General features: G+C 32.9%; 21 protein-coding genes, 1 tRNA gene and 3 pseudogenes. 13 read left to right on the forward strand and 12 right to left on the reverse strand.

Annotated elements, in window-relative coordinates; all coding sequences use genetic code 11:
• Positions 1–171 precede the first annotated feature (171 nt).
• The 3 genes from JR312_RS03335 to odhB form a co-directional block, all read right to left on the reverse strand.
• On the reverse strand, positions 172–957 hold the full coding sequence (locus JR312_RS03335; RefSeq protein WP_264331047.1) for an enoyl-ACP reductase FabI: 786 nt from the start codon (positions 955–957) through the stop codon (positions 172–174).
• A gap of 419 nt (positions 958–1,376) precedes the next feature.
• Positions 1,377–2,225, reverse strand: coding sequence for a hypothetical protein (locus tag JR312_RS03340; RefSeq protein ID WP_264331048.1), 849 nt, complete (start codon positions 2,223–2,225; stop codon positions 1,377–1,379).
• A gap of 587 nt (positions 2,226–2,812) precedes the next feature.
• Entirely contained in the window at positions 2,813–3,985 is a 1,173-nt protein-coding gene (gene odhB / locus JR312_RS03345; protein ID WP_416647725.1) for a 2-oxoglutarate dehydrogenase complex dihydrolipoyllysine-residue succinyltransferase, read from the reverse strand.
• 151 nt (positions 3,986–4,136) lie between these two features.
• Between odhB and JR312_RS03350 the strand changes: the two genes are divergently transcribed.
• The 3 genes from JR312_RS03350 (at position 4,137) to JR312_RS03360 (ending at position 7,357) form a co-directional block, all read left to right on the forward strand.
• Positions 4,137–5,810: a hypothetical protein gene (locus JR312_RS03350; protein WP_264331050.1), complete on the forward strand. Its 1,674-nt coding sequence runs from the start codon at positions 4,137–4,139 to the stop codon at positions 5,808–5,810.
• Between the two features lie 235 nt (positions 5,811–6,045).
• Entirely contained in the window at positions 6,046–6,741 is a 696-nt protein-coding gene (gene uppS, locus JR312_RS03355; RefSeq protein ID WP_416647726.1) for a polyprenyl diphosphate synthase, read from the forward strand.
• Positions 6,731–7,357: a phosphatidate cytidylyltransferase gene (locus tag JR312_RS03360; protein ID WP_416647727.1), complete on the forward strand. Its 627-nt coding sequence runs from the start codon at positions 6,731–6,733 to the stop codon at positions 7,355–7,357. The genes uppS and JR312_RS03360 overlap by 11 nt, the downstream gene beginning before the upstream one ends.
• Positions 7,358–7,371: 14 nt before the next feature.
• Here the strand turns inward: JR312_RS03360 and JR312_RS03365 are convergent, their stop codons facing one another.
• The gene (locus tag JR312_RS03365; RefSeq protein WP_006013766.1) at positions 7,372–7,581 is read right to left on the reverse strand and encodes a zinc-finger domain-containing protein; all 210 of its coding nucleotides are present in this window, start codon (positions 7,579–7,581) and stop codon (positions 7,372–7,374) included.
• Positions 7,582–7,652: 71 nt separating this feature from the next.
• Positions 7,653–8,159, reverse strand: a complete 507-nt coding sequence (gene coaD, locus JR312_RS03370) for a pantetheine-phosphate adenylyltransferase (RefSeq protein ID WP_416647728.1) — start codon at positions 8,157–8,159, stop codon at positions 7,653–7,655.
• A gap of 74 nt (positions 8,160–8,233) precedes the next feature.
• Here coaD and JR312_RS03375 point away from each other — a divergent pair.
• Together JR312_RS03375 and JR312_RS03380 are read left to right on the forward strand one after the other, a co-directional pair.
• Positions 8,234–8,306: transfer RNA gene (locus JR312_RS03375), tRNA-Phe, on the forward strand.
• A 60-nt stretch (positions 8,307–8,366) separates the two neighbouring features.
• Positions 8,367–9,296 (forward strand): gamma-glutamyl-gamma-aminobutyrate hydrolase family protein, encoded by a 930-nt coding sequence (locus JR312_RS03380; RefSeq protein WP_416647729.1) that lies wholly within the window; start codon positions 8,367–8,369, stop codon positions 9,294–9,296.
• A 231-nt stretch (positions 9,297–9,527) separates the two neighbouring features.
• Here JR312_RS03380 and ubiH read toward each other — a convergent pair whose 3' ends face one another.
• Positions 9,528–10,685 (reverse strand): 2-octaprenyl-6-methoxyphenyl hydroxylase, encoded by a 1,158-nt coding sequence (gene ubiH / locus JR312_RS03385; protein WP_416647730.1) that lies wholly within the window; start codon positions 10,683–10,685, stop codon positions 9,528–9,530.
• Positions 10,686–10,845: 160 nt separating this feature from the next.
• Here ubiH and JR312_RS03390 point away from each other — a divergent pair, with 160 nt between their 5' ends.
• The gene (locus JR312_RS03390; protein WP_264331055.1) at positions 10,846–11,481 is read left to right on the forward strand and encodes a hypothetical protein; all 636 of its coding nucleotides are present in this window, start codon (positions 10,846–10,848) and stop codon (positions 11,479–11,481) included.
• Between the two features lie 224 nt (positions 11,482–11,705).
• Here the strand turns inward: JR312_RS03390 and JR312_RS03395 are convergent, their stop codons facing one another.
• Positions 11,706–12,374: a septal ring lytic transglycosylase RlpA family protein gene (locus tag JR312_RS03395; protein ID WP_012481726.1), complete on the reverse strand. Its 669-nt coding sequence runs from the start codon at positions 12,372–12,374 to the stop codon at positions 11,706–11,708.
• Positions 12,375–12,400: 26 nt separating this feature from the next.
• On the opposite strand from JR312_RS03395, the pseudogene JR312_RS03400 reads away from it, so the two are divergent.
• Positions 12,401–13,229 (forward strand): annotated as a pseudogene (locus JR312_RS03400) (Mur ligase domain-containing protein); the annotation flags it as partial.
• 429 nt (positions 13,230–13,658) lie between these two features.
• On the opposite strand, the gene JR312_RS03405 reads toward JR312_RS03400, so the two are convergent.
• Positions 13,659–14,831, reverse strand: coding sequence for a multidrug effflux MFS transporter (locus tag JR312_RS03405; protein ID WP_416647731.1), 1,173 nt, complete (start codon positions 14,829–14,831; stop codon positions 13,659–13,661).
• 16 nt (positions 14,832–14,847) lie between these two features.
• Here JR312_RS03405 and JR312_RS03410 point away from each other — a divergent pair, with 16 nt between their 5' ends.
• Together JR312_RS03410 and JR312_RS03415 are read left to right on the forward strand one after the other, a co-directional pair.
• Entirely contained in the window at positions 14,848–15,405 is a 558-nt protein-coding gene (locus JR312_RS03410) for a GNAT family N-acetyltransferase (RefSeq protein WP_416647732.1), read from the forward strand.
• A 253-nt stretch (positions 15,406–15,658) separates the two neighbouring features.
• A complete protein-coding gene (locus JR312_RS03415; RefSeq protein ID WP_416647733.1) occupies positions 15,659–16,588 on the forward strand; it encodes an AEC family transporter in 930 nt (309 codons plus the stop codon).
• Positions 16,589–16,951: 363 nt separating this feature from the next.
• Here JR312_RS03415 and JR312_RS03420 read toward each other — a convergent pair whose 3' ends face one another.
• The 3 genes from JR312_RS03420 to prfA all read right to left on the reverse strand — a co-directional run bounded on the left by JR312_RS03420 (position 16,952) and on the right by prfA (position 18,606).
• A complete protein-coding gene (locus tag JR312_RS03420; protein ID WP_416647734.1) occupies positions 16,952–17,128 on the reverse strand; it encodes a hypothetical protein in 177 nt (58 codons plus the stop codon).
• Positions 17,121–17,396 carry a hypothetical protein gene (locus JR312_RS03425; RefSeq protein WP_416647735.1) on the reverse strand — a complete coding sequence of 92 codons (276 nt, stop codon included), beginning with the start codon at positions 17,394–17,396 and terminating at the stop codon, positions 17,121–17,123. The genes JR312_RS03420 and JR312_RS03425 overlap by 8 nt, the downstream gene beginning before the upstream one ends.
• Before the next feature lie 118 nt (positions 17,397–17,514).
• A complete protein-coding gene (gene prfA, locus JR312_RS03430; protein ID WP_010401258.1) occupies positions 17,515–18,606 on the reverse strand; it encodes a peptide chain release factor 1 in 1,092 nt (363 codons plus the stop codon).
• Positions 18,607–18,716: 110 nt separating this feature from the next.
• Between prfA and yihA the strand changes: the two genes are divergently transcribed.
• A complete protein-coding gene (gene yihA, locus JR312_RS03435; protein ID WP_416647739.1) occupies positions 18,717–19,313 on the forward strand; it encodes a ribosome biogenesis GTP-binding protein YihA/YsxC in 597 nt (198 codons plus the stop codon).
• Entirely contained in the window at positions 19,288–20,226 is a 939-nt protein-coding gene (gene argB, locus JR312_RS03440) for an acetylglutamate kinase (protein ID WP_225247199.1), read from the forward strand. The genes yihA and argB overlap by 26 nt, the downstream gene beginning before the upstream one ends.
• A gap of 370 nt (positions 20,227–20,596) precedes the next feature.
• Here the strand turns inward: argB and JR312_RS03445 are convergent.
• Positions 20,597–22,089, reverse strand: a pseudogene (locus tag JR312_RS03445) (hypothetical protein).
• A 180-nt stretch (positions 22,090–22,269) separates the two neighbouring features.
• On the opposite strand from JR312_RS03445, the gene JR312_RS03450 reads away from it, so the two are divergent.
• Together JR312_RS03450 and JR312_RS06360 are read left to right on the forward strand one after the other, a co-directional pair.
• Entirely contained in the window at positions 22,270–23,547 is a 1,278-nt protein-coding gene (locus JR312_RS03450; protein WP_416647736.1) for an adenylosuccinate synthase, read from the forward strand.
• 158 nt (positions 23,548–23,705) lie between these two features.
• Positions 23,706–25,832: pseudogene (locus tag JR312_RS06360) on the forward strand (hypothetical protein).
• Positions 25,833–25,922: the final 90 nt, after the last annotated feature.

Genomic DNA, 25,922 nt, shown 5'->3' on the forward strand with positions numbered 1-25,922 from the left:
AAGGTAGAGCAAAAGTGGATTACTGCTTTGCCTAATTGGGCTTTAACTATGTCTCAACTTGATATCTTTTTTCCTGGTAGGTTAAAAATTGAGTTGAATTGAAAATGCGGTTTGACACACTTTTTTGAACGTTCCCAAAACACAGGCTTCACATGCATCTGCAGTACTGTATTAGTCTACTATCTTCATTCCCACAACATTATACCCTGAATCAACATGTAAAATTTCTCCAGTTGTACCACTACTCAGGTCGCTTAATAAGTATAGTGCTGCCTTGCCAACATCTTCTATTGTAACATTGCGTCTAAGTGGAGAATTACTTCTATTCCATTCCGATATGGAGTGAAAGTCACTTATTCCAGAAGATGCCAAAGTTCTGATTGGACCAGCAGAAATTGCATTTACTCTGATGTTCTGTGGTCCGAGATCACATGCTATATATTTTACACTTGCTTCAAGTGCTGCTTTACATAAACCCATCACATTATAATTTGGCATAACTTTTTCAGCACCATAGTAAGATAAAGTAAGTAAACTACCGCCATTTAACATCATTTTTTCCGCTCTTTGCGCTAAAGCAGTAAAAGAATAGCACGATATATGCATTGCATTAATAAAGTTGTTTAGTGAAGTATTGACATATTTACCATTTAGCTCATTTTTATCGGAGAATGCTATTGCATGTACCAAAAAATCAATAGCACCCCACTTCTCCTTTATTTCCTTAAAAGCATTATCTATAGTTTCCTCATTTGAAACATTACAGTGCAATATTAACTCTACATTTAATTCACTTGCTATTGGTAATAATTTCTCTTTTATTGTTTCATTTTGATAAGTGATTGCAAGCTCAGCTCCATGTTCTGAGAGAGTCTTTGCTATACCATACGCTATTGATCTTTTATTTGTTATTCCGGTTATTAACCCTTTTTTGCCCTGCAATAGACTTGTTGCCATAAAATTATTTGCCTTTCTTATAATTTGGAATATTAACTGAGTAAAGTCAATTATGTTTTAAAACATAGCTAACGTATAAAAATTACTTCCGCATATTTTCAATCTAATTATAATTACAAATAGAGATATTTTAAGGGCTCAAAATCTATCTTTAGTCTGCAGACTTTTTAATCAAACTTATTAAAAAATGTATTCTTCAGTGTATATCTGTCGTATGTGCACTGCATTTTCTTTCTAACTCTTTTTTACACAGGAGGATTTTATGTCCAGAATTCCAGACACTTGACCTTTACTTTGGCTAAAAATCCACTGGCGCCTGTGGTTTTTATAAAGAAAGTACAGAAAATACTCTAGAGAACATGAAATAAGGATACTGAAATATAAGCTGCCTACATTTGCAAACAGCTCATAAAGTCTTCTTATTTACTTACTCCTTGAGCAAAAGAAAGTTGTTTTGATATAGTCACACTTTCCATACTTGTTGAAGGATTCTGTGAAACTTTTACTATTTCAGAACCTTCTTTACGTAAGTAGGATAGTGCATCATGCAAGGACTTCGCTTCGTATTGTTTTCCTACTTTTACTTCTTTATGTGCAGCTATTTGCTCCCAAGTGATATCATTGCTTTCAATAAGCTTGATAGAACCGTCATCACTAATATTAATTTTCATTTTACACTCTTTTTCTTCATCGTACCAATTCAAAGTCATGTTATATGAGCCATTAGCTACTTCATAAATTCTTACTCCATGCTCATCAACTCGTTCACGCATTCCTCTTTTTTCATCTCCAGGTAGCAACAATGTAACCGCCGTTATCCTATTGCTTTCAAAAAAATCATTAGTTAAAATATTACTAATGTTTATTTTTCCTTTATTATCATTCAGCACAATTCTTGCAGTCAACATAGTTCTAATTGGACTTCTCACTCTAAGCTGTACAGATTCTACATCACTGTTTTCTATGTGTTTAGCAATTTCTTGCTTAGTTTCATCAATAATCTTGCCTTTTAGATATTTACCGTGATTTTCATTTTCTGAATTATAAGGAGAGCTATCAGCAAGAATTCGCCTTTTTGACTCTTCATCATCACAATCTAAATATTCAATTTTGCGGTCATGTTTGGTACCTAAAAATGGATGATCATCTTCTCTCACCCTATTATTCGGAGGAAAATTGAAAGTCCTATTCGATTTATCACTTGACACTGGTCCAGGTGTTCCTTGAACAGCCTCAGAGTTTTTTTCTTTAGAAGAATTACTTAACATTATATACCCCTTATTCTATAAATAGCCTTGTCTTAGAATGTTTTTAACATATGTCAAATAAAAATTTTGACATATTTGACATAAAAGCGTTTTAAATAATAAGAGCAAAATGGACAAATCTATTTCGTGAGTAACCAAAAATCGTTTTGTATTCATTCAGACAAGGAGAAATAGTAGATAGTGTCATGCAAGTAGCTGACACCCCTTGGTGGACCACACACACAACTTTACGAACATTGCAATTTGGCACATAGTAAATGATGTCATTCCAGCGCATGATGCTGGTTTTCATTTAATCTCATCAAATTTAGCATAAGCTTTGTAAATTTTTCTGGATTCCAGCTTCACGCGCTGGAATGACACCATCATTCTATAACACTCACCCAACCTAATGCATTACTTGCAATCTGGATCCCAGTACTTGGATAACACCAAAGGGGCTACTCGCATTTTTTAGTCCTAAATCACAGTTCTCGTACAGTAAACACTGACCATTTTTCGTATGAGTTACCTTTGCAAATGTTTGTACAACTGTAACACCCAACTTGAAAACTTCAGAAAAACTTACTTGTCGTTTTTTAATCTGTTTAAATTTCTAAAACCAATCTATTTGGATCTTCTATGTAATTTTTGATTTTAACAAGGAAAGTAACTGCTCCTTTACCATCAACTATTCTGTGGTCGTAAGAGAGGGCAATGTACATCATAGGTCTGATTTCAATTGAGCTACTCACAGCAACTGGCCTATTTTGTATTGAGTGCATGCCAAGTATTCCAGATTGGGGAGGGTTGATTATTGGAGTAGAAAGAAGTGAACCGTATACACCACCGTTTGAGATAGTAAATGTTGCACCTTCCATTTCCGATACTTGCAGCTTACCTTCTCGTGCTTTTTTGCCAAGAGCAACTAAAGTCAATTCAATCTCGGCAAATGACATTTGATCAGCATCACGAATAACTGGTACAACAAGACCTTTGTCAGTGCCAACAGCAACACCTATGTCATAGTAATTTTTATATACAATTTCATCACCTGAAATCTCAGCGTTAATCTCACGAATTTCTTTTAGTGCTTGCACTGCTGCCTTTATAAAAAACGACATGAAACCCAGTTTTATTCCATATTTCTTTTCAAAAGTTTCTTTATACTTTGCCCTCAGATCCATGACGTTTTTCATGTCAATTTCATTGAACGTGGTCAGTATTGCAGCAGTATTTTGCGATGCTTTCAAACGAGCAGCAATGACTTGCCTTATTTTGCTCATTTTCACTCGTTCTTCTCTTCTCTCTCCACTTGCTACGCTTTTTGGCGATTCATATTGTTTTACCGCAGGTTGTTCAGCCTTACTCATATGGTCTATCACATCCGCTTTAGTTATTCTGCCTCCCATGCCAGTTCCTTTTACATTTTCTGCACTAATTGCATTTTCTTCCATAATTTTACGAGCTGAAGGGGCATCTTTTTTATCAGGGCTTTCGCCTTTATCTTCTTTTTTCACTTCTTCTTTTACTTCTCCTACAGCAAGTTTTGCCAATAATTGATCAGGGCTGATTACATCATCTTCTTTCACAAGAAATTCGGTTATTTGTCCTGAAGCTTCTGCAGTTAATTCTAGTGCTGTTTTGTCAGTCTCAATTTCAAAGATCAAGTCATCTACTTTTATTGCTTCACCGATATTTTTCTTTATTTTTACTATACCTTCCGTAACCGATTCACCACCAAGAGTTTTTGGCGCTCTAATTTCTATAATTTTGCTCATAAAATAACTTCTACATAAAACTTTCTATAAATTTATACATGAAAAGAAACATAAATAAACTAATAAATTCATTAGGCCTTTTATCATAATGCTTGATTATTTCCTCCTAACACATGCAAAATTAAAATACTAAGTAAATTGAAATAAGATTATGGATTTTGATAAGGCAGGCAATGCAGAAGACTTATATAACGAAAAACTTCAACTGATATGTAAGACTTATAACAGAGAATTACTATCAAATCAAAGAGTTGTTGATGGTATCAATTCAATGGATTACAGTAAGCTTAAAATCTTATGCAAGTATCATAATAAGTTTAGTCACAAAGGTATTGAAGAATTACTATTAGATGAAAGCATTGTTAATCACATCAACGATTATGATGATGAAATGTTTAGGTCCATGCTAAATGATGCACCTTCGGAGCACAATATTCTAGAAATACTAAAAGGTGAAGAGGTTCGCAGTAGTGAATTTGACAGTAGTGATGGCGAGGAGAATGAAGAAGATTATGGATATTATGATAATTTTGATTACGAGGAAGATGAAAAAAATGATCCGAATAACTTCGCTAAAGAAGCATTAGGAGATAAAGGAACTAATGAAAAACGTGTTGATGATGTTCAGTTTTGCAACGATGCAGATGTGGGAGTACCACTAGACAATCAAAATGCTATTAGGAATATCCGTTTTATTCAATGGATGATAGTTGAGAGTGATGGTAAGCTTAGTGAGCAAAATGTTACAGAATTACTAAAAGATTCGAGTTCTATTGATCTAATTAACTCTCTTGATGATAAAAAGCTTCAACTTATACTCAAGAGTGATAAGTTTAGTGGTGAAAATATTATAGAGTTATTAGGAAATCAAAGAGTTGTTGAATACCTCTATTTTATTGATTATGAAAAATTTGAACTCATTCATAATAGTGATAAGTTTAATAGTAGCAAGTATGCTAGTAGCAGTCACAAGATTATACGTTTGCTAGAAAATCAAGAGCTTGTTAAGCACATCAATTTTATTGATTATGAAAAACTTCAATTCATACTTTGTAATGATAAGTTTCTTCTTAGCGATATTATAAGACTACTAAAAAATCAGGAGGTTGTTGAGAATATCATTTCTTTTAACATTGAAAAATTTCGACTCATATTTTATAGTGATAAGCTTAACTGTGTAGATACAATAGAATTACTAGAAAATCAGAAAATTGTTGATTGCATCAATTCGATTACTCCTGAGAAATTAGAACTCATATTTGGGAAGTTTAGTCTTCAAGATATTATAAAAGTACTAGAAAATATTGCTCCTGAGAAATCAGAACTCATATTTGAGAAGTTTAGTCTTCAGGATATTATAGAAGTACTAGAAGATCAAAACGCTGTTAAGGGCATCAATTCTGTTACCACTCAAGAGCTAAAAGCAATAACAGATAATGTTACTGGTAAGGTATTTGTTAATATATTTAAAAATTTTAAACCTAGCGTAAAGTCGACTTTGAGGCTTGCTATACTCCTGCGTAAAGCTGGTAAAATTACAGATATTAATATCGATTACTTGAACAACAAGGAACGTATTTACGAAGATATAATTAAATATGTTCCCCAAGAGCTGAGTATATATACTCAATATCCTTTCCCAGGGATTATCTTAGGCGGTAAAGATCTTCCTCAAGAGCAGGACATAAATATAAATTCACTTGTACCATTCCTTACATTTGAAAGATATATTGAATGCAAAGAACCTGTGTCAAAATTATATAATTTATCTTTAGAGCAGGTTATTGAGAATATCAATCCACATAAAAGAGCTAGGTATTTCTAATAACACCAAATTCATTTATTTATAATAATTTTACTATATCGTAAAACCATCTATATCAGACTATTTTTACTATATTTTCTTGGTAAAATCACTGGCAGCTGACACCGAGGTTGAGAAAATTTTTGTAATATAGACTATCAATGATTTTTCAGTAATAATATAGTTTTAGGTGGATATAGTGAACGTTTCATACAGAGATATAGACATTAAGCTAATTAGAACAGGTTGAATTCAAATGTTGAATCTAGAATCTCTGCCAAAACATCTAGCAATTATTATGGATGGTAATGGTAGGTGGGCAAACAATCAAGGAAGGGTAAAAATTGATGGCTATAGAAAAGGCGGTGAGGTTGCATTTGATATTGCTAAGCATTGCACAGTCCTGGCCATACCTTACTTAACTTTGTATGCATTTTCCATGGAAAATTGGCTCAGATCTGAAAACGAAACAGACTACCTATTTAATTTATTTTACTCCACTTTAACTAATGAAGATAAAATGAAATTCATTTACAATTGTAACATTAAGTTAAATTTTATTGGCAATTTAAGTCTATTGCCCAGTAAAATATTCGATCAAATCAAAAAAGCAGAAGAAGTGACACATAAGAACGATGGTCTATTACTCACTGTTGCAGTTAGTTATGGAGCAAAGCAGGAAATTATACATGCTATCAACAACGTCATAAAAGGAAATATTGATTGCGTATTGGAGGAGGAATTTGAAAAATTTCTGTATACTAAAGATTTGCCAAAATTGGATTTATTAATTCGCACTGGTGGCGAAAAAAGGTTAAGCAATTTTTTATTATGGCAAGCAGCTTATGCTGAATTGTATTTTTGTGATACTTTGTGGCCCGATTTTTCTTGTCAAGATTTGACCAAAGCACTAGAAGATTATACAAAAAGAGAAAAAAAATATGGTAGATAATAACTTTATGGTTAGAATATTGTCCTCAATAGTAATATTACTCATATTTTCTTTTGCTACATATTTCAGTGATTTATCATTTTATCTACTAATTTTTTCAATTGCAGTTTTATCTTCTTTTGAATGGTATAATCTAACTCAGGGCAATAGAATCTTATACATTTTCGCATTACTATTAATCGCACTACCAAATGCCTCGCTAATATGCCTATATAATCTACCACAGGGAAAATATGCATTAGTATGGCTTACCTTAACTATTTGGAGCATCGATATTGCTGCCTATTTTTTCGGCAAAAATTTTGGTAAAACTAGAATTTGTCCAATCATTAGCCCTGGGAAAACTTGGTTAGGACTTTTTGGTGCAGTCTTAGCTGGAATAGTGTGTACAATTTTTGGCTCAATATTTTTGAGTTTATTTCCAATTTTCTATTCCCCAATAATTGGCGTTACAATTGCTATTCTAGCCCAACTTGGAGACTTTACTGAATCACTCATAAAAAGAGTTTACAATGTTAAAGATAGTGGAGGTATAATACCTGGCCATGGAGGAGTACTTGACCGTATGGACAGTTTCATCTTTACTGCCCCCTTTATTGCTATTTACATAAGCTAAAGAATGAAGTGCTATTAACCTTTGGTCCTTTCCTTTTTATTCACTGCTTTCACCTCAACAAATTGAAATTCTTCGGAGTTTACTATTTCACTCATGGGCTTACTGCAATAAGGACAATACATTTCTCCTTCTTTATGTAAATATACTACTGGATGACCAGAACCATCATCATTCTCATCACCACGGCAGCAAACTATTAGATTATTATCCCTCACTTCTGACATACTGCTCCTTTATTTTATAGTATTTTGTACATCGAGCATAACCGCTTTGAAGTGGAGAAAACAACAAATATTTATTCTCCATTTTTTACCCTATTTAGATTAATCAATTCGCTTTGGACACTTTTTGATACAAAATTGCTAACATCTCCTCCTAATCTCGCTATTTCTTTCACAAAAACTGATGAGATAAATTGAGTATCTTCAGATGCAGGAAGAAATATAGTTTCGATTTCAGGAAGGAGTTTATAGTTTACCCAGCTCATTTGAAATTCATAATCAAAATCTGATACTGCTCTGAGCCCCCTGATAATAACAGAAGCATTTTGCTCTTTGGCAAAATTCATTAATAATCCATTGAAAGATATGACATCTGCGTCAATTCCTAGTCCTTTCACTTCATTTTCAGCCATGCTTGTGCGTAGATTTATGTTGAAACTAGTATGTTTGTTAACATTTTCTGCAACACCAATTACTAACTTATCGACTAGCTTACATGCTCTTTTTATTATGTCAAGGTGCCCCAAAGTTATAGGATCAAATGTACCAGGATAAATTCCTATTTTGTTACTAATGTTCATTCTTTGTTTCTATACTTCAAAAACTTTTGATGGACATGATAACGTTTTTTGTCTAAAAATGAAAGTACGTAGTTGGCCTGATAGCTCAGTTGGTAGAGCAAAGGACTGAAAATCCTTGTGTCGCTGGTTCGATTCCTGCTCAGGCCACATTCTTTTTCTTAATGTTCTATAGTATATTATAGTATTAATATAATTATTTAGGAAATAATGTATAAATGTTACAATAGAATATTTAATATACTATTAGTTACATTTCTACTATTAAGTAATATCGCTTATAGTGAAAAAGCAAACAAAGAACCATCTGCTTTGACAGCAGAGAATGCAGTAAATTATAATATAATTGTTGGTTTATTGAAAACAGATGAATCTCAAAATATCTATGAGATATTCAATAATTTTGGGGTTAAAACTATATTCATTGACTACGACAAAATAATTAATCTAAAAGAAATCCAAGAAGAGTTTGCAAAACAAGATGAAATATTGGCAAAAAAGCTGATACTAGATCGAATAAAAGTTGAAGTTGCAAAATTTATCAAAAAGCAAAAGATAAACAGAATATTTATTTCAGATAACTTTCATTCAGCTCTTAACCCTTACCGCCAGCTTGTGAATGAAGCAATTGTAAAAATAGTAGATGACAATCCTACAATTCATTTGCTTGCCATATGCGGTGGTTTACAAGACATTATGTATGCAAAAGAAATTGAAGTAACAAATGTTGTTAATGATGAGAAGAATCATTTAAAATCAGCACAAAAAGAGAATATACCTCTTCAGCAGATAAAAATTGTTCCAGGTAGTCGTTTGGAAAAAGTGGTAGCTAGATTTTTACTACCTAATCAAAATGGCTGGTTTTCAACTTATTTTCCGAATGCTCATTCAGGTACAGTAAGTAATACTACAGAGAATAGAAGAAGGCTAGAGCTACTTGGATATAAAATTGCAGCATTTGCCAATGACGGGGTAATAGAAGCTATCGAAGATAAGCATGGTAATATTTACTTTCAAAGTCATCTAGAAGCCCTTGTTGTCAAATCAGATAAAAACTCTCGTTTGTCAAGCCAAAAGGTACGTCAGGTTTCAACACTAGTTGCTATAGCGATTATAAATGATTTTCTTCATCGCGTTTAATGCTAAAATAAGGAAAATCGTCTAATGTCATGCCAGTACCCTTTTTCTTGTCATTCCAGTGCGTGACGCTGGAATCCAGTTTTTCATTTCATCAAATTTAGCATAAGCTCAAGTTTGCTTATAAATTTTTCTGGATGCCAGTGTCTGGGCACTGGCATGACATTATGGAATTTGAGCTCCAGTGTCAGCTATTTGAATGACACCTGATTATGATGAAAGAAATCTAATGATTTATATAAACCCCATAGCATGTCGAACGAAGCTTTTTTTAAGAAAATCTGAATTTTCAACTACCATTAAACCAAGATTTCTCAGAACTTGAGCGCAAAGTATTCTGTTGGAAAATATTCTATTTAGTCCATCAGTTGCAAGTGCCATAGTAAAATTATCAAAGTATCTGTCACATGAAATTTTCTTCAATAGATAATTACTGCCAACATCAATGCCAGAGGATTTTGCAGCAGTTATTTGTCTAATAACACTCTCTACATCTCTCATTCCAAGGTTAAGTCCTTGACCTGCAACCGGGTGGATTGAATGTGCTGCATCGCCAATCAGCAAAATTCTGCTTTTATGCAGCTTTCTTGCAAAAGAAAAACTCAAAGGATAGAATCTTCTTTCACCCTCTAACTCAATTTCTCCCAAATAAGAACCAAATCTTTTTTTGAGTTCTATGACAAATTCCTCTTCGGATAAGCTCATCAGCATTTTTGAAATTTCGCATTTTTCTGTCCAAACTATTGAAGAAGTATAGCCACCTTTCATTGGCAAAATTGCAAATGGACCACCAGGAAAAAACCGCTCTACAGCTAAGTTTTGGTGATGTAGTTCATGTTTTACATTAAATACCATGCTATTTTGTTTATAACCAAATTTTATCATTGGTATAGAAAACAGCTCTGGCAGCTTAGAGTTTTTACCTTCAGCGCAGATAAATAGCGATGATATCAATTTTTGATCATTATCAAGAGTAACTTCCATGTATCCTTCGTCACAAGAAATTGTTTTATAGGAACGTGGAGAATATATATTGAGTTTATGCAAAAAATTGTTATTGATTGCATTCCATATAATAGCGCTCTTGATTACATAACCCATTGGTTCTTCACCGACCATTTTATGATCATAATGCACAGTAAATGGGCTATTTCCATCTAATATGCATATATCAAGTATTGGTTCAGCTTCGCCTTCTAAGAGCCGCCAAATCCCTAATTTTTCTAGTATTTTTTTTGATCCTTGAGAAATGGCAAATGCTCGATTATCATCAACTGTACGTGGCAAACTACTTTTTTCAATTACGGCTACAGATACAGAATCATCACTAAGGCCAATAGCAGTAATAAGACCAATCAGCCCACCACCTGAAATGATTACATCGTAACTCATTTTTTAACCTAAAATTATATTATACCCATTTTGAAAATAGTTTAAACGAACTTTGTAGACACTGAACTTCTCATTACTATCTTAGTTATAACCAAAATAGTAATAAAATATTAATTATTTTACACTAAATTAGGTCTAATTTTATTAAAGGAGCCAGATTATGACTACAGATTGCAAAAAAGAATTACTAAATTGCATTAGCAAGTACAGAGAAGAACTTGCAGAAAATAAAGCAGCAATTAGACAAACCTTAACTAGCGATAAAATTAATATAAGCGATTACTTTTATCAGGGTGATAAAATCTGTAACAAAGAACTGTTTAACATAGGAAGTGAGTGTCAAGATACAAAATATGGTAGTCGACAAGAATATACGTATGATGAGTGGAAGGAAAAAATTGAAAAACCTCATGCTAAAGATTTGCTAAAGACGTTACAAAATGAAGTAAAAGGTAAAATATTAAAAAGTTTTGAAGATTATGAAAAATATCATAAAAATGCTACTGAAGCTATAAAAAGAGAATTAGACATAGATTCAAAATTAAAGGCAATACTCAAAGAAAAGCAACAACCAGAAACTGATGAAACTCGAGCATATTATGACGTTATACGAGGTTTATATGAAAATGGAGACATGCGCTCTCAACTAAAGTGCAATGATCTTGATTGTTTTAATAGAACAATAGAAGATAATCTATCTCAAAAACAATCCGAGCTAGCTGCTATAAAGGATGACTTTTTGGATAATACGCAAAATATTTTTCAACATATTCAAGTTGAAGATAGTATTTTTTAGAGAAATAAGATTATGCTATTTTTTTAATGAAATTTCTTAAGTGGTAGATTATTTTTTACAGCTATAGCTGAGGTAGCTGTCACTACCTGAAATGTAACAAATAAAATACCAATCTTAAATATTGCTATATTTCACGATAGTTTCTCAACTTGACGCACATGCTTTTGGAACATTCTCATTTGTCAAATAGTTTCTGGCATGCTACACAATCTGTAATGCAGGTTTTAACTTACTTTTACGCAATATTGATCATTCTTGAAAAGCAATCTAACATTTTCTATTCCTTGATTACGAAGCTTTGATGCAGCTGATTTAGCTACCTGAGCGTTTACAAAAAATGCTACATATCCCTTACTTTCTGCATTGTTTTGTTTTGGGTGACGTTTCTGCATTTCTTTTTCATATTGCCTTTTGTAATGAGGAGTATTTTGTATCAATTGTTCTGACCTCTTTCTTAAGTACTCGACTTTTACCTTCGCAAGCCCAGACTTATGAAGTCCTAAAACTTGTGCTGCTTTTTCTGACAAGTCTATTATTCTACCTTCAACAAATGGCCCTCTATCATTAACTCTTATAACAAGCTTTCTTCCATTTTCTAAATTAGTAACACGAACAAAGCAGGGTAGGGGCAAGGTCTTATGTGCTGCAGAAATCAAGTGACGATTAAACACTTCACCGTTAGCTGTAATTGTGCCATGATCTTCTATTCCATACCACGATGCTATTCCTACTTCCTCATAACAGCTACAGTATTTTGGGTGGTAGGTGATACCATTTATTGTATAGCTATTGCCAATTTTATAATGACCTGCGGTGTGATTACACCTATTGCTAAAACTACAACTACTCATCAAAACGAATATTAGACATAGAAAGGCTAGTTTTTTTATCATTGTACTTAGTGAAATGGTTCGATACCATGAGGATTTTAAATTATACTATAATAAATTTAGTAATAAGTAAACGTCTACTGCCAAATATGCACAGCACTAAAAAAGAAGTAATACATATAATCGGTATAGGTGGAATTGGAATGAGCGCAATTGCTGAAATTCTTCATAATTCCAGTTATAAAGTTCAAGGCAGTGATACGCAATCAAACGACAATATAGATAGGTTACAAAAATTAGGTATAGAGGTCTATATTGGTCACAATGCAAGTAGTATTAGACAAGCTCAAATAGTTGTACATTCTTCCGCAATAAAACCTGATAATGTGGAGCTAGTTGCAGCAAGAAATAACAATAAAACCGTTTTGCATAGGTCAGACATGCTGGTTAAAATTATGAAAGGTAAATATGTGATAGCAGTTTCAGGTTCAAGTGGCAAGACGACGACGACAGCTATGATTGCTTCCATTTTTGATCATTCTGGTGCTGACGCCACTGTAATTGTTGGAGGAATATTAAATTCCTATCAGAGTAATGCAAAACTTGGCAAAAGTGACATTTTCTTAATTGAGGCTGATGAGTCTGATGGAACTATGTTAAAAATTCCTGCAGATATTGCTGTTGTAACAAGTATTAATGACGACCATATAGACCATTACGGTACATTTAACGACGTCAAAAATGCGTTTTCTAGATTTGTAAACAACGCGAATTTTGCTATTTTGCCTGATTCTGCAGACATCAATCATGATGCGAGTAATTCTATAAAGTTTTGGTTTGGAAATGGTAAAATTAAAGCTAGCAACATCAAACAACACAATAATAGCATAGAATTTGACGTGCTGATTAGTATAAACGAAAGTAATCGTATTCCATTGTCCACTACTCGAGTAGTTGAGAGGGGTGGAATAAAAGCAGCCCTTTCTTCATCACCTCAATGCTTGAAACTGGATTCTCGTTTCAATGTTAAACAAGATACTATAGAATTTAAGAGGACAATCCCTAGAAAATCTCTACATTCAAAAAAAGTAAATCGTACTAATGCTATTTGAACAAGCTAGCGTAAAAGTAAGCTAAATTTTTTAAGGTACAAAAATAGCAAGAAACAGTTGTTTGAAAAAAATTGGAATTTGATTGGATTGCTGAAAATTGGCTCTCAAACTTTAGGCGCATGAGCAAGATAATACTCTTTAACTAATATAGATTAGGTGATTTGGAAGAGATACATCTAGAGCAGCCGGCAAAGTTACAATACATATTACCGCAATAACTAGAAATGGGAAGGATCTATATGGTGATTATAGATTTTTCCAGACCTTGAAAACAATAAATAGACAGTAAATTAGAACTACTGCAAAAAAAAACAAGAATAGCTACACTGGTTGCTTGACCATCGTAAACGTAGCTTGTTAAGCCGATAAAAATAGCCATGATAGAAGCTCTAATAAATGAAATTGCAGAAGAAGTTGTGCCTTTCATTTCAGGGAAAATATTTAATGATGCATTGAAAATGACTGCTTGACAAATTCCACAGCCAATACAAAAAATAACCATAGACAGCGTTACTAAGTAGTAAGCACTGGGCATGATTATACTGAATATTAAAAGTGATAGGGGTCCAATAGCAATTACGCCTGTACCGGAAATTACACACCAAATTGCTCCAAGTTTCTTTAAGATCTTACTGGAAAACAGGCTAATTAGTGAGAAAGACCCAACCATTGCACCTTGATGTAGCGCATAAATAGTGCTGGATAAACCAAAAGTTTCCATATACAAAAAAGGGCCACAAGTAATGAATGACATATAAGCCGCAGAAAAAAGGCTCTGTGCCAAAGACAACACCATAAATTTTGAACTTGATAATAATTTTTTATAGTCTTTCATCATTTTTTTTAGACTAAAAATATCACGGTCCTTTTTTGTTTCTGGTAACAGAAAAAGCAGCAAAACCCAAGAGATGAAACAAAGTATTGCAACACTTGCATAGTTGCCACGCCACCCAACAATTTTGTTGATGAAACTGCCTAATACTGGTGCAATTGCTATGAGAACTGTGATAATAGAATTCATGATTCCAATAAATTTTACTGCTTCGTTGCCTTTATAGCTATCTGCAATAATTGCAAACACAACTACAGATGTGCTAACACCAATGCCTTGAATAAAGCGAGAGATTAAAAGCCAAGAAACTGACAGCGCAAAAACACAGCCAACAGCACCGATGAGTAGCAAAGTGTTGCCTATGATCATCATCCTTCTTCTGCCATAGCATTCAGACAATGGACCAAAAAATAACCCTCCTATGCAAACGCCTAAAAAATTATAAGCAATAGTTAATTGAATTGTGCCTTCCGGTACGTTAAAATAGCGTACTATATCAGGAAAACTAGGTACAGAAATATCAATTTCAATGAACTTAGCAATTAGAGATAGAATTAATAAAAACGGTAGTAACACTTAAAATCTTTAATTAATGAATAAAAATATCACATTTAAAGCGTTGAAAGAAGAACATTTTTCACTATTATTAAAATGGGTAGAAATGCCCCATATAAAGAAGTGGTGGGATACGGATATAAATTGGACACAAGAGTTAATTGAGAAAAAATATAGCAACTACGTTAAAGGATTCAAACGTTTGAAATTTAAGACACAAATTATTGAAAAACCAATGCACGCATTCATTATTAATTGTGATGGAGTTGATATTGGTTATATTCAATATTACAACAAACATGATTTCCCACCTGAACAGATCTATAACACTTTAGAACTTCCAGAAAGTTGTGCTGCTATAGACTGGTATATCAGAGAGCTGAATTATGTAGGTAAAGGAGTTGGTTCACAAGCTTTGAATATATTTTTAAACAAATTTGTCTTTAAAGTTTATGAGAATGCCTTTGTCGACCCAGGTATAGCAAATGTTTGTGCAATCCGTGTTTACGAAAAAGTTGGCTTTAAAAAAATTATGGAAAGTAATAGTGCGATTTTAATGATTAAGGCAAGAATTCCTGAGAACCATTCAAGATGAGTGTTTTTTCAACAATCTACCTAAATTACTACAAGTGGTTTATAAAAATATACAAGGAGCTTTATACAAACTTAACATAATTTAATCATAAAAATATCATTATTAAGTCCTATATAAGAACAAATTTTGGCACTCAGTGAATCTTTTTTAACTAACTATGAACTTGATTAATTGGAAAATAAATTTTACTTGCTTTTACAATACCTTAAAATCTAATATCACTTTATCAGCAAAGATATCACAATAGGCTAGTATGTTCTTCACTCTTTTCCTCAAAATATTACCTATTTACATTACAATACTTATTGGTTACTTAGCAGGAAGATATCTTAAAATTGATAGAAATACTATATCTCAAATACTCTTTTATGTAGCTAATCCAATAGTGATTTTATACGGAGTATCTCATACAGAAGTTAATTTAAAAGTAATTTCTCTGCCGATTTTGATATGGTTTATAGGTAGTACTATGTCCTTATCAGTGTATTATCTTTCTTCTTTTTTATTTAAGGACAACACGAGAAACATATTAGCGTTTAGCTCGGGCAGCACAAGCATGGGTTATTTTGGTCTACCGATTGCCATGGCTTTATTTGATGAAGATTCAGTGTCTGTGTATGTTGTCTGTTACATAGGAATGGCACTATTTGAAAATAGCTTGGGATTTTATATAGCTGCAAATGGTATCTATACTGCAAAAGAATGCGTATTAAAGTTACTCAAACTTCCTTCATTATATGCGATGATTCTAGGCTTCTTTTTAAGTATATATGATATACAAATACCCACTTTTTTGACAGATGTTATGATAAATATCAGAAGTACATTTATCACATTAGGAATGGTGCTGCTTGGAGTAAGTATTGCACAAATTACAAATTTTAAAGTAGATTGGAAGCTTGCTTTGACCACTATTGTAGCAAAGTACATATTCTGGCCGTTATTTGTTTTGGGAATTGTCTTACTAGACAAGCATGTTACAGGTATATATGATGAAAGCATCTATAAAGCACTGATGTTACTGGCTATTATTCCAATTTCTGGATCCAGTATAATACTCGCTAATATTTTAAATTACCAACCAGATAAAGCTACTTTATTGCTCCTAATTAGTACTGCAGTGGGACTATTTTATGTTCCACTTATAATATCATTATTTTTTACTAAACTTGTCCCTTTTTGATCAAAAATTTAAGCGCTAGGCCTATTCACAAAACTTGAATTTAGACTAGACTTCTTGGATAATCATAAAAGAAACTAATCCTTTTTTCCTCTCCTTTCTTATTTTTTTACACAGAATAGGAAGTTATCAATTGATGGAATTTTCGCAATAATGTCAATAGCAGTAAGATTTCCTACACCTTTTAGCAGGTCTATAGTTGAATTTGGATGTTCTATGAGCAGCAACAAATAAATGTAACTTGCCTTTTTCTATATGATGCTATTAACCGAATAGGTATTCGCTTGACGTTTCCATATCTTTGTTATCATTAGTAATACTAAAGGAAAAACTAAACTTAATAAGATTTGGAAGCATATTGTTGTTCTATGATTCACGTGATGCTGCTATGCCTTCGTTGCAAACGTCGTCATAAAGTAAATTAAATTCTTTAATATTTGAAAAACTACCACCCCTTAGCGCACTCATTAATATTATTCTACTTTCAACATCAATATCATTAGAAATTAAATCAAGTTTAACAAGATTTGGAAAGTTACCCATTCTTTAACAATTTAGTGATTGCTATTGAGCCTTCTGCGCCAATAATGCTAGAAGTTAATTTACACTCAGTAATATTTGGAAGATTAATATTCTCTAATGCTTCATTTAAAACTTCTCCGCACTGAGCATCAATATAACAATTAGATAAAGTCAAGCTTGTAATATTTTGCTTTTTCTGTAAAAAGTTTACTAGCTTCTCCATATACACATATAGATTATTTAACTCTAAGGTGTTACTATTAACATATTGATTAAAGTCAACTTCCATAGTTTCTGTAAGTTATAGAGCTGCCAATTACAGCATAAATTTAAATAATTGTCAACCTTATGAACAACTAACTTTACTTCTTTTTAACCTGATACCTATGCTTTGTTTCAAATTTCCATCAAAAAGTAACATTACCCCCTCCAGTCAACCTTTCTGCTTCATTTCGTGAAATCAATGCCTCAATAAATTCATCTAGTTCACCTTCTTTTATAATCTGTTCTAGTCGATGTGAAGTGAGATTAATTCTATGATCTGTTATTCTTGATTGTGGAAAGTTATAAGTTCTTATACGTTCAGAGCGATCTCCAGAACCAATTTGGCTTTTCCTCATTGTTGACCTTTCCATTTCTTTTTTTTGTCTTTCAATTTCGTATAGCCTTGCTCTCAACACTTTGAGCGCTTTAGCCTTATTTTTGTGCTGCGATTTTTCATCTTGCTGTATTACAACTATCCCTGTTGGCAAGTGGGTGACCCTTACTGCGCTGTCAGTTGTATTCACTGATTGCCCTCCAGGACCACTGGATCTATAAACATCTATGCGTAAATCTTTTTCTTCTATTTCAAAGTCAACCTCTTCTACTTCAGGTAATATTGCAACAGTAGCTGCGGAAGTGTGCAATCTTCCTGAGGATTCAGTTTCTGGCACTCTTTGTACTCTGTGCACCCCTGACTCAAATTTCAGTCTTGCAAAAACTTCTGTTCCATTAATGAGTGCAGAAGCTTCCTTATAGCCACCTATACCTGTATTAGAAATACTTATTGGCTCAAACTTCCAATTTCTTCTTTCTGCATATTTTTGATACATACGAAATAACATCGCTGCAAATAATGCTGCTTCTTCTCCGCCTGTGCCTGCTCTAATTTCTAATATTGCATTTCTTGAGTCATCTTCATCTTTGGGTAATAATGCCAACTTTAGTTTTGCTTTTACTTTCGGTAATAGTATCTTTTGCTTCTCAAGAAGTTCTTCTTTTGCTAACTCTTTTATATCACCATCGCTGTTCTCATCTTTCATGATTTCTTCTAAATCTGAAATTTCCTCTTTTAATATATTATATTCATCGATTATCTCGATAATTGGTCTGAGTTCAGAGTATTCCTTTGAAAAACTAACGAATTCTTTTTGACTCAAATTGGTAGGGTTTTCCAGATTTCTCTCTACATCAGAAAACTTTTTTTTTAAGTCTTGTAAATTATTCTCTATATCCATATAGTACAGGTCTAGTTTTCAGCTGTTTAAGTAAGTAATATATACTGAAATAAAAAATTTCTTATATCAAGCAATAACACTATAATTGTCTCGAATATTTCTACCTAAGTATAATGGCAAAACAGATAACATCAATCTGCAGCTTCATATTTGGAGCTTCAGACAAAAAATCATTACCAGATGAGTCGGCTCCAGAGATTGCATTTGCTGGTAGATCAAATGTAGGAAAATCGAGTTTAATCAACTTGCTGATAAACAGCAAAAAAGCTGCAAGAGTTTCTTCTAAACCTGGATGCACTAGACAAATAAATTTTTACTCTATGTACAATGATAAGTTTAGGATTGTCGACCTACCGGGTTATGGCTATTCTTGTGCAAGCAAGGAAGAAGCAGTACAATACTTAAACCTAATTGAGTACTATCTAATTCACAGGAGAAATCTAAAAAGAGTGTTTGTGCTTATAGATGGCAAGGTAGGATTAAAAGAAATAGACAAAGACTTTGTTTATTGGTTAATATGTAATAATATTAACTTTAATATTGTGCTAACAAAAATAGATAAAGTGAGTCGGGAAAGTCTAGATGCTATTCTAGAAAATACTCAAAAGTGGGTTAATAATGGACATGTGTCAATTCATCAAATAAGCATTCGTGTTAAGCATAAAATCACCAAGATAAGAGATGAGTTTTTCAAATTTACAAGATAAAAAAATGAAAAGTGATGAATCTTTAAATGGTAAGATGCCATTGAAGGAAAAAACAGAAATATTATTTGAAGTTCTGTCTAACATACCTAAATTTGTAGGCGAAACTTTTATCATCAAATGCAGCAGTGTAATAATCTCAGATGAAACGCTGCTTAGTGCTTTTGCGCATAATGTTGTTCTGTTGAAACAGCTTGGTATAAATCCGGTGGTAGTTCATGACGGAGAATATGAAATTAACTCAGTGTTAAAAATGCTAGGTATGAATGATAAGTTTATAAATGGTGTTAGACTTACAGACAAAAGCACTATGAAAATCATTGAAATGGCACTGTGTGGTTCAATTAATAAAAAAATTGTTCAGAATATAAATTCTGCTGGTGGTTCAGCTATTGGACTATGTGGAAAAGATGGCAACCTCATAAAAGCTGAAAAGATAAGCACTACGTTTAGGGAAAATAGATTAAATAATATTGAAAAAATACTAGACATGGGATTTATCGGTAGACCAACTGAAATCAATCCTGATATATTATTCTTTATTGAAGAATCAGATTCTATACCAGTTATTGCACCTATCGGTTATGGAAAAAATGGAGAAACATATCATATTGATACTGATAGCACTGCAAGTGCAATCGCACTTGCAGTTTACGCATCTAAAATGATAATCTTGAGTGATACAGATGAAGAAATAAGCAAAGTTGGCAATAGAAGAGTCTTGATTAAAAATTTAAAAGAATCGATTGATTGTGGAAAAATTAAAGGAGAAAAATTTGTTGAAAGGCTTATGTCATATACTAAAATGGTAGAAGAATGTGCAGGGGTTGTTCACATAGTTGATGGTAGAGTACCTAACATTATACTTGATTTATTTACTGATAATAATTCAGGTATATCAATAATGGATGATTAATAGCTATACTTCTTATAACCATATGAACATTGAAAATTTGGGAATAGCTTATGTCAAATCCCTATTCTCTTTTCCAGTTTTTTAGGTTTTTTTTCTTGCAAGCATAATAGTTTCGTACACATAATGAAACCAAATGGTATTTTCAGCTTGATAACAGAGGAAAATAAAGAGGGCTTGGGTGTAACACTCAAATAATGATTTACCTTATGGATACCGATAGAAAAGTTGACTAAGGTATACAATTCTCTCTGCGTCAAGTTACTCAAGATATCGAATCTACAAACGCTTTGGATTGAGTGTGTTTGGTCAATTTGAGTTCTTTAAATGAAAGGCGAAAATTGAGCATACTACGCCTCTGTACACAGTATCTTTAATGCAAATGCCCATATGATTCCATAGATAATCTCTGTTTTTTTATTTTATCTGTCCATTTCTATATCTTGTTTGTTGGTTGCTCTTTTTTCTTGCTCAACAATTGCCTTATCTATCTTCTGATGAATTGCATTAATTGCATTTTTTTCTTTGTATACTTCGCTTTTTCCTTCAACAATTAAATTGGTAAAAATATTTACAACAAACTGCACTTGATTATGATTAACCTGACCTTTTATCGAAGAAGGTAAAGAGTTTAATTCCATCAATACTTCTGATGCTGTTTTATCTTGAGTGGAAAGCCCTAAATTATCTGCTACTTCACTTATTAATAACTCTCTGTTTTCTTTATTATCTTCCAATTTAGTATAATCACGCAGTAGATCCATAACTGCAGATACTCTGACTTCAATAATATCATCAACATCTTCACCTCCTAGAGCAACTCCTGATCCCAATAATCTCTCTCTGAGATTTTTCATTTGCACCCGATCCTGTAGTAGATATTGTACCATCTAAATAGTTGTTTACTTTGATTTGAGTACCTAAGCTATGCTCTATTTGTATTTTTGCCTCAGGTTTAAATCCTAGTTTTGCACAGAATTTCTGAAAATATTCTTTAATAATGTCAAACAAGGTCTTGCCATTGTCTTTATAGTTTTTCAACTCTTCAGGAATAGTAAGTGATAATTTACCATCTCCATATTTTACAAGGTCTTCACCATATTGAGACTCAAGTGTAAATTCTAATGAGCTGGATAGGTCACATATTTTCTCTTCCGGATTGTCAATCGTGGTTATAGGTATTGCCATATCAGACGTCACTTTTATGCGGTTGTGGTCAGTGCAGTAAATGTTTAGCACTTTTTTAGGACTGTGTGGAGTTAAATTACAACTACTGAGTGCAGCATGAGATTCATTAAATATACCAGCCCCATACCCTGCTTGATTACAATTGGTGACTAACTCTTCTAAAATAGCATCACTTGGAACCCTTGCTCCAGCGTATCTAAACATTTCCTTAAAAATTTCCTTTGCTAATGCACGGTAATCTTTTTTGGAGAATAGATGATAAGAGCTTCTCCCTGCGTTATAAAATCTCTCAAATTCCTTTCTATATTCATCAATTTTTTTTTCATCAGCAACTGTAGGGCTATTACAATGATTTTCCCAAACTTCAGATAGTCTATCTTGATCAAGCTCCTTAAGTACTGGTTCCATAAAAGCTTTACCTTCTTCAGAGAGGTTATCAAAATTATCACGGTTAAAAATCTCATTTTTATAATCTTTAGCTCCTTCCTTAAATGCAATAATAAAATTTTTATCTATTTCTTTTTCATTAATAATAAAATTCATTCTTTGAAAATCTAAGAACATTGTTTCACCGGAATTCGCTAATTTATTATCTTGATCTGCTCTTAATTTACTAAAATTGAATTCTTTAGCTGTGGCCTTTAATCTAATTACCGGACTCTTCTTTGCCTCTTTCATAATTAACACCTTACTATAAATATGCTGTAAGTTGTAACATATAATGATGAATAATTTGATAATATATTAAGAAAATCGATAGTATATTTCTTTATTTTAGAGATATAGGAAAGGCGTAGATTTCTCTTTTCATTTGTAGCATGCTGCATTAATATTTACGTATTAATCTAGAAAATAGTGATGAATAATATTGTAATTGTTGGTCTGCAATGGGGTGACGAAGGCAAGGGTAAAATAGTAGATTATCTTTCTGAGAATGCAGATGTAGTTGTGAGATTTCAGGGAGGAAATAACGCAGGGCACACTATAGTAATAGATGATGAGGTTTATAAATTAAATTTACTGCCCTCTGCTGTTTTGAGAGCGGACAAAATATCTATTATAGGAAACGGTGTTGCTCTTGATTCACATGCTCTAGTCTCAGAAATAGAGTCATTGAAAGTTAAAGGAGTGGACGTAAACTATAACAACTTGATGGTATCCGAGAGCTGTCCATTAATACTTAGCGTACATAAGGACAAGGAAAAGCTATTTGAAGATTTAAATGGAAATCACAAAATTGGTACAACAAACAAAGGGATAGGGCCATGTTATGAAGATAAAGTTGGCAGGAGAGCTATACGCCTTTGTGACTTAGAAAACACAGATGAGCTCAATCAAAGAGTGGACGCTCTCCTGAGTTACCATAATGCTATCAGAAAAGGACTTAACTACCAGGTAGTTAAAAAAGAAGAAATATTAAAGGAAATTCAAGAGATTTCAGAAAAAATTCTTTTATATAAAAAACCTGCGTGGAAGATACTAAATGATTTTATGAAAGAAGGTAAGAAAATAATATTTGAAGGCGCTCAAGGCGCATTTTTAGATATCGACCACGGAACTTACCCTTTTGTTACTTCAAGTAATACCGTAGCATCTCAAGCGATAACAGGCTCAGGATTATCCTACAATGCGCACATTATTGGTGTAGCAAAAGCGTATACAACAAGAGTGGGTAATGGTCCATTTCCTACTGAACAAAATAACGAGATTGGAGACAGCTTATTTTCTATAGGTAAGGAACTTGGAACAGTAAGCAATAGAAGAAGGCGCTGCGGATGGTTTGACGCAGTTTTAGTGCGCCAGGCCGTACAACTCTCTGGAGTTTCAAGCATTGTATTAACCAAATTAGATATTCTTGATTCTTTTGATACTATTAAAATAGGCACTGGTTATAAGTATGGCGGAAAAATGTATGATTATTTACCCGCATCACATTCAATACAAAAAGAATTAGAGCCAATATATGAAGAATTTCCTGGTTGGAAAGAGAAAACTCAAGGCAAAAGGTCAGTTAAGGAATTACCTGCAAATTTGATGAAATATGTGAGAAAAATAGAAGAATTAATAGGCGTATCAATTCATCTAATTTCAACTAGTCCCAATAGAGAGGATGTTATTAAGCTTAAAAATCTATGAAAACGTCTTGTTAACTTTTATCTAATAAAAAACGATACTTGTGTGACTTCAAGCAATCTATTATGCAAAGTAGCAGCGTAAACGTACAGTGAGTAGTGTGATTTTTCTTAAATACATGTTGATTGTTATAATATAAACATAGTTAATGGAGGCGTATTATGATTGCAGGTTTGACTAAGGGAGACAAAGCAATAAAAGCGGAAAAAACAAGTGATCAGCTGAGAGAATTGTCAGTTGCAGAATATGTAGTTAAGTCAATACATGACTTGCAAAAATTGCATAATAGATTATGTTCATCACAGGGCAACAATTGTGTTAATGATAGAGAGAAGTTTGTCCAAGATAGTGATGGGCTTGGTATATTTCAATTTCTCAAAAGCTATATTAATGATGTAGAAAAAAATGAGCCTTCCATTAAGAACCTTACTATAATGAAATTTCTTCGCTCAATTATAGAAGATAGAGAACTGTATAAAAAGTTATGCAGTTTCGATGATTTTCTCGATTGTGAGTTAGAAAATTTGAGAGATAGGATAAGCTTATTAGCGCTTTTAAGAGAAAAGATGGACTTTACTGATATACAAAAAGCTTATGGTAATTGGCGTTTTAGTAATCTAATAGGTGATAATGATTTTAAGCGAATGTATGTGGATGAAGCAGTAAAAGAAAGAGAAAAGCCTGTTAATGAGGACTTTGAGAAAAATATAGGTAAATACATAGAGTTAGTAAAGGAAGGAAAAGAAGTTGCAAGTAGGTATTTTGGAAAATGGAAAGAGGACTTTCAAGTTTACTGTGAAGAAATTGACAATAATAATAAAGTTTTGAATATTAACCTTACTCATTACGACAATAGTGAGCCAACAAAGATTAGTGACGTTTTACAGCAAGAGAAAGATATTAAAGAACTGAATATCTATTGCAATAAAAAACATGAAATGCACGCTCATAAAAAAGATAAGAAAAGATATTATGAATTTAAAGAAGGTGCATATTATGAAATGACAAGCACTTGGGCTGCAAAAGATGGATCAGGAATGTGTACCATGATTATGAATGTGAGTAGCGATGGCATAACTGAAATACTAAAATTTAATGGTGAAGATTTTGTTTCATCGAAGGAGATTCTAGAATTAATAAAGCAAAACGATGAATTATATATTCAAGGTCTCTCCTTATATGATGCTGTAATGGAATCACTAGAAGAGGATAGGGCTACTCCTATTAATTTTTACAATGAATCTATGGTGGCTTATCAAGGTAAGGAACCAGAGGGGAAGTTAGATCATAAAGTTGATGCTGATAATAGCCTTCCTTCTTCTCCTTCTATTAATAGCAATGCATTGGAAGCCAATTTACAGCACACTGAAACTCAACCAGAAATTGCTTCATAACAAATAACTGATTTACAAAACAGTTTTGAAAAAGAAGAGCGAAAAAACACGGAATTGCAAACTGAACTGGCACAAAAAGATGAAAAGTTAGCAAGTGTGTTAGCAGAGTTACAAGAGAAAGCACAAGAACTTAAAAATGTATGTGAAGCAAAAGGAAAGCTAGAGGGTAAGCTAAAAGGTGTTAATACAGAAAAGAAGGAGTTAGAAGACAAATTAAAAGAAGCAGCACACATAATGAAGGAAAAGGAGCAGTATATAAGCAATTTAAAACTTCAAGTGCAAGAGTTGAAAGATGAGCATAAAGCACAACTGGAATCTTATGAACAAGGGATATGCAAACTAGCATGGGAAGTTGAAGAGTTAAGAAGCAAGCTAGAGTGTGAGAATGAATGGGATGATAAAGTTGTAGAAATAGCTGATGGACTGGGAGAAAAAATTCATGCTGATGAACAAAGAAGCCTCAATAATCAATTTTATACTCCAACAAGAAATATTTTTAATGAGACTAATAATGAGTCTTGTGTTCCACTGGAAGAAAAGATGACGTTACTCAGATCTTCAAGCTCTGATGGCGGATATGGTAGTGATAATGGTTTATCTTCTAACATGAGTTCTATTGAACAAAGAAGCTTCAATCATCAATTTTATACTCTAGCAGGAAACGTTTTTAGTGAGCCTGATAGTGCCTCACAAAAGAAGACAGAGTTATCCAGATCTTCAAGTTTTGATAGTGGACTTGATAGCGATGAGGAAAATTGTGATAATGATTTATCTTCTAACATAAGTTCTATAAGTTCTGTTGAGAAGGTGGCAGAGAGTAGAAACGTAGGTAACTTGCTTTCCTCGGGAACGTTCAAAAAAGTGTGTCAAACCGAAAAAAAAGTAATAAATTGATATAAAAAATGGAGGTTTGATATGAGTCAAGCAAATAGAACTACTGGTTTGGTAGATTATAAAGAATTAGAAACAAATATCCTGTCATCT

The sequence above is a fragment of the Wolbachia endosymbiont of Nasonia giraulti genome (assembly GCF_048054155.1).
GTDB lineage: Bacteria > Pseudomonadota > Alphaproteobacteria > Rickettsiales > Anaplasmataceae > Wolbachia > Wolbachia pipientis_C.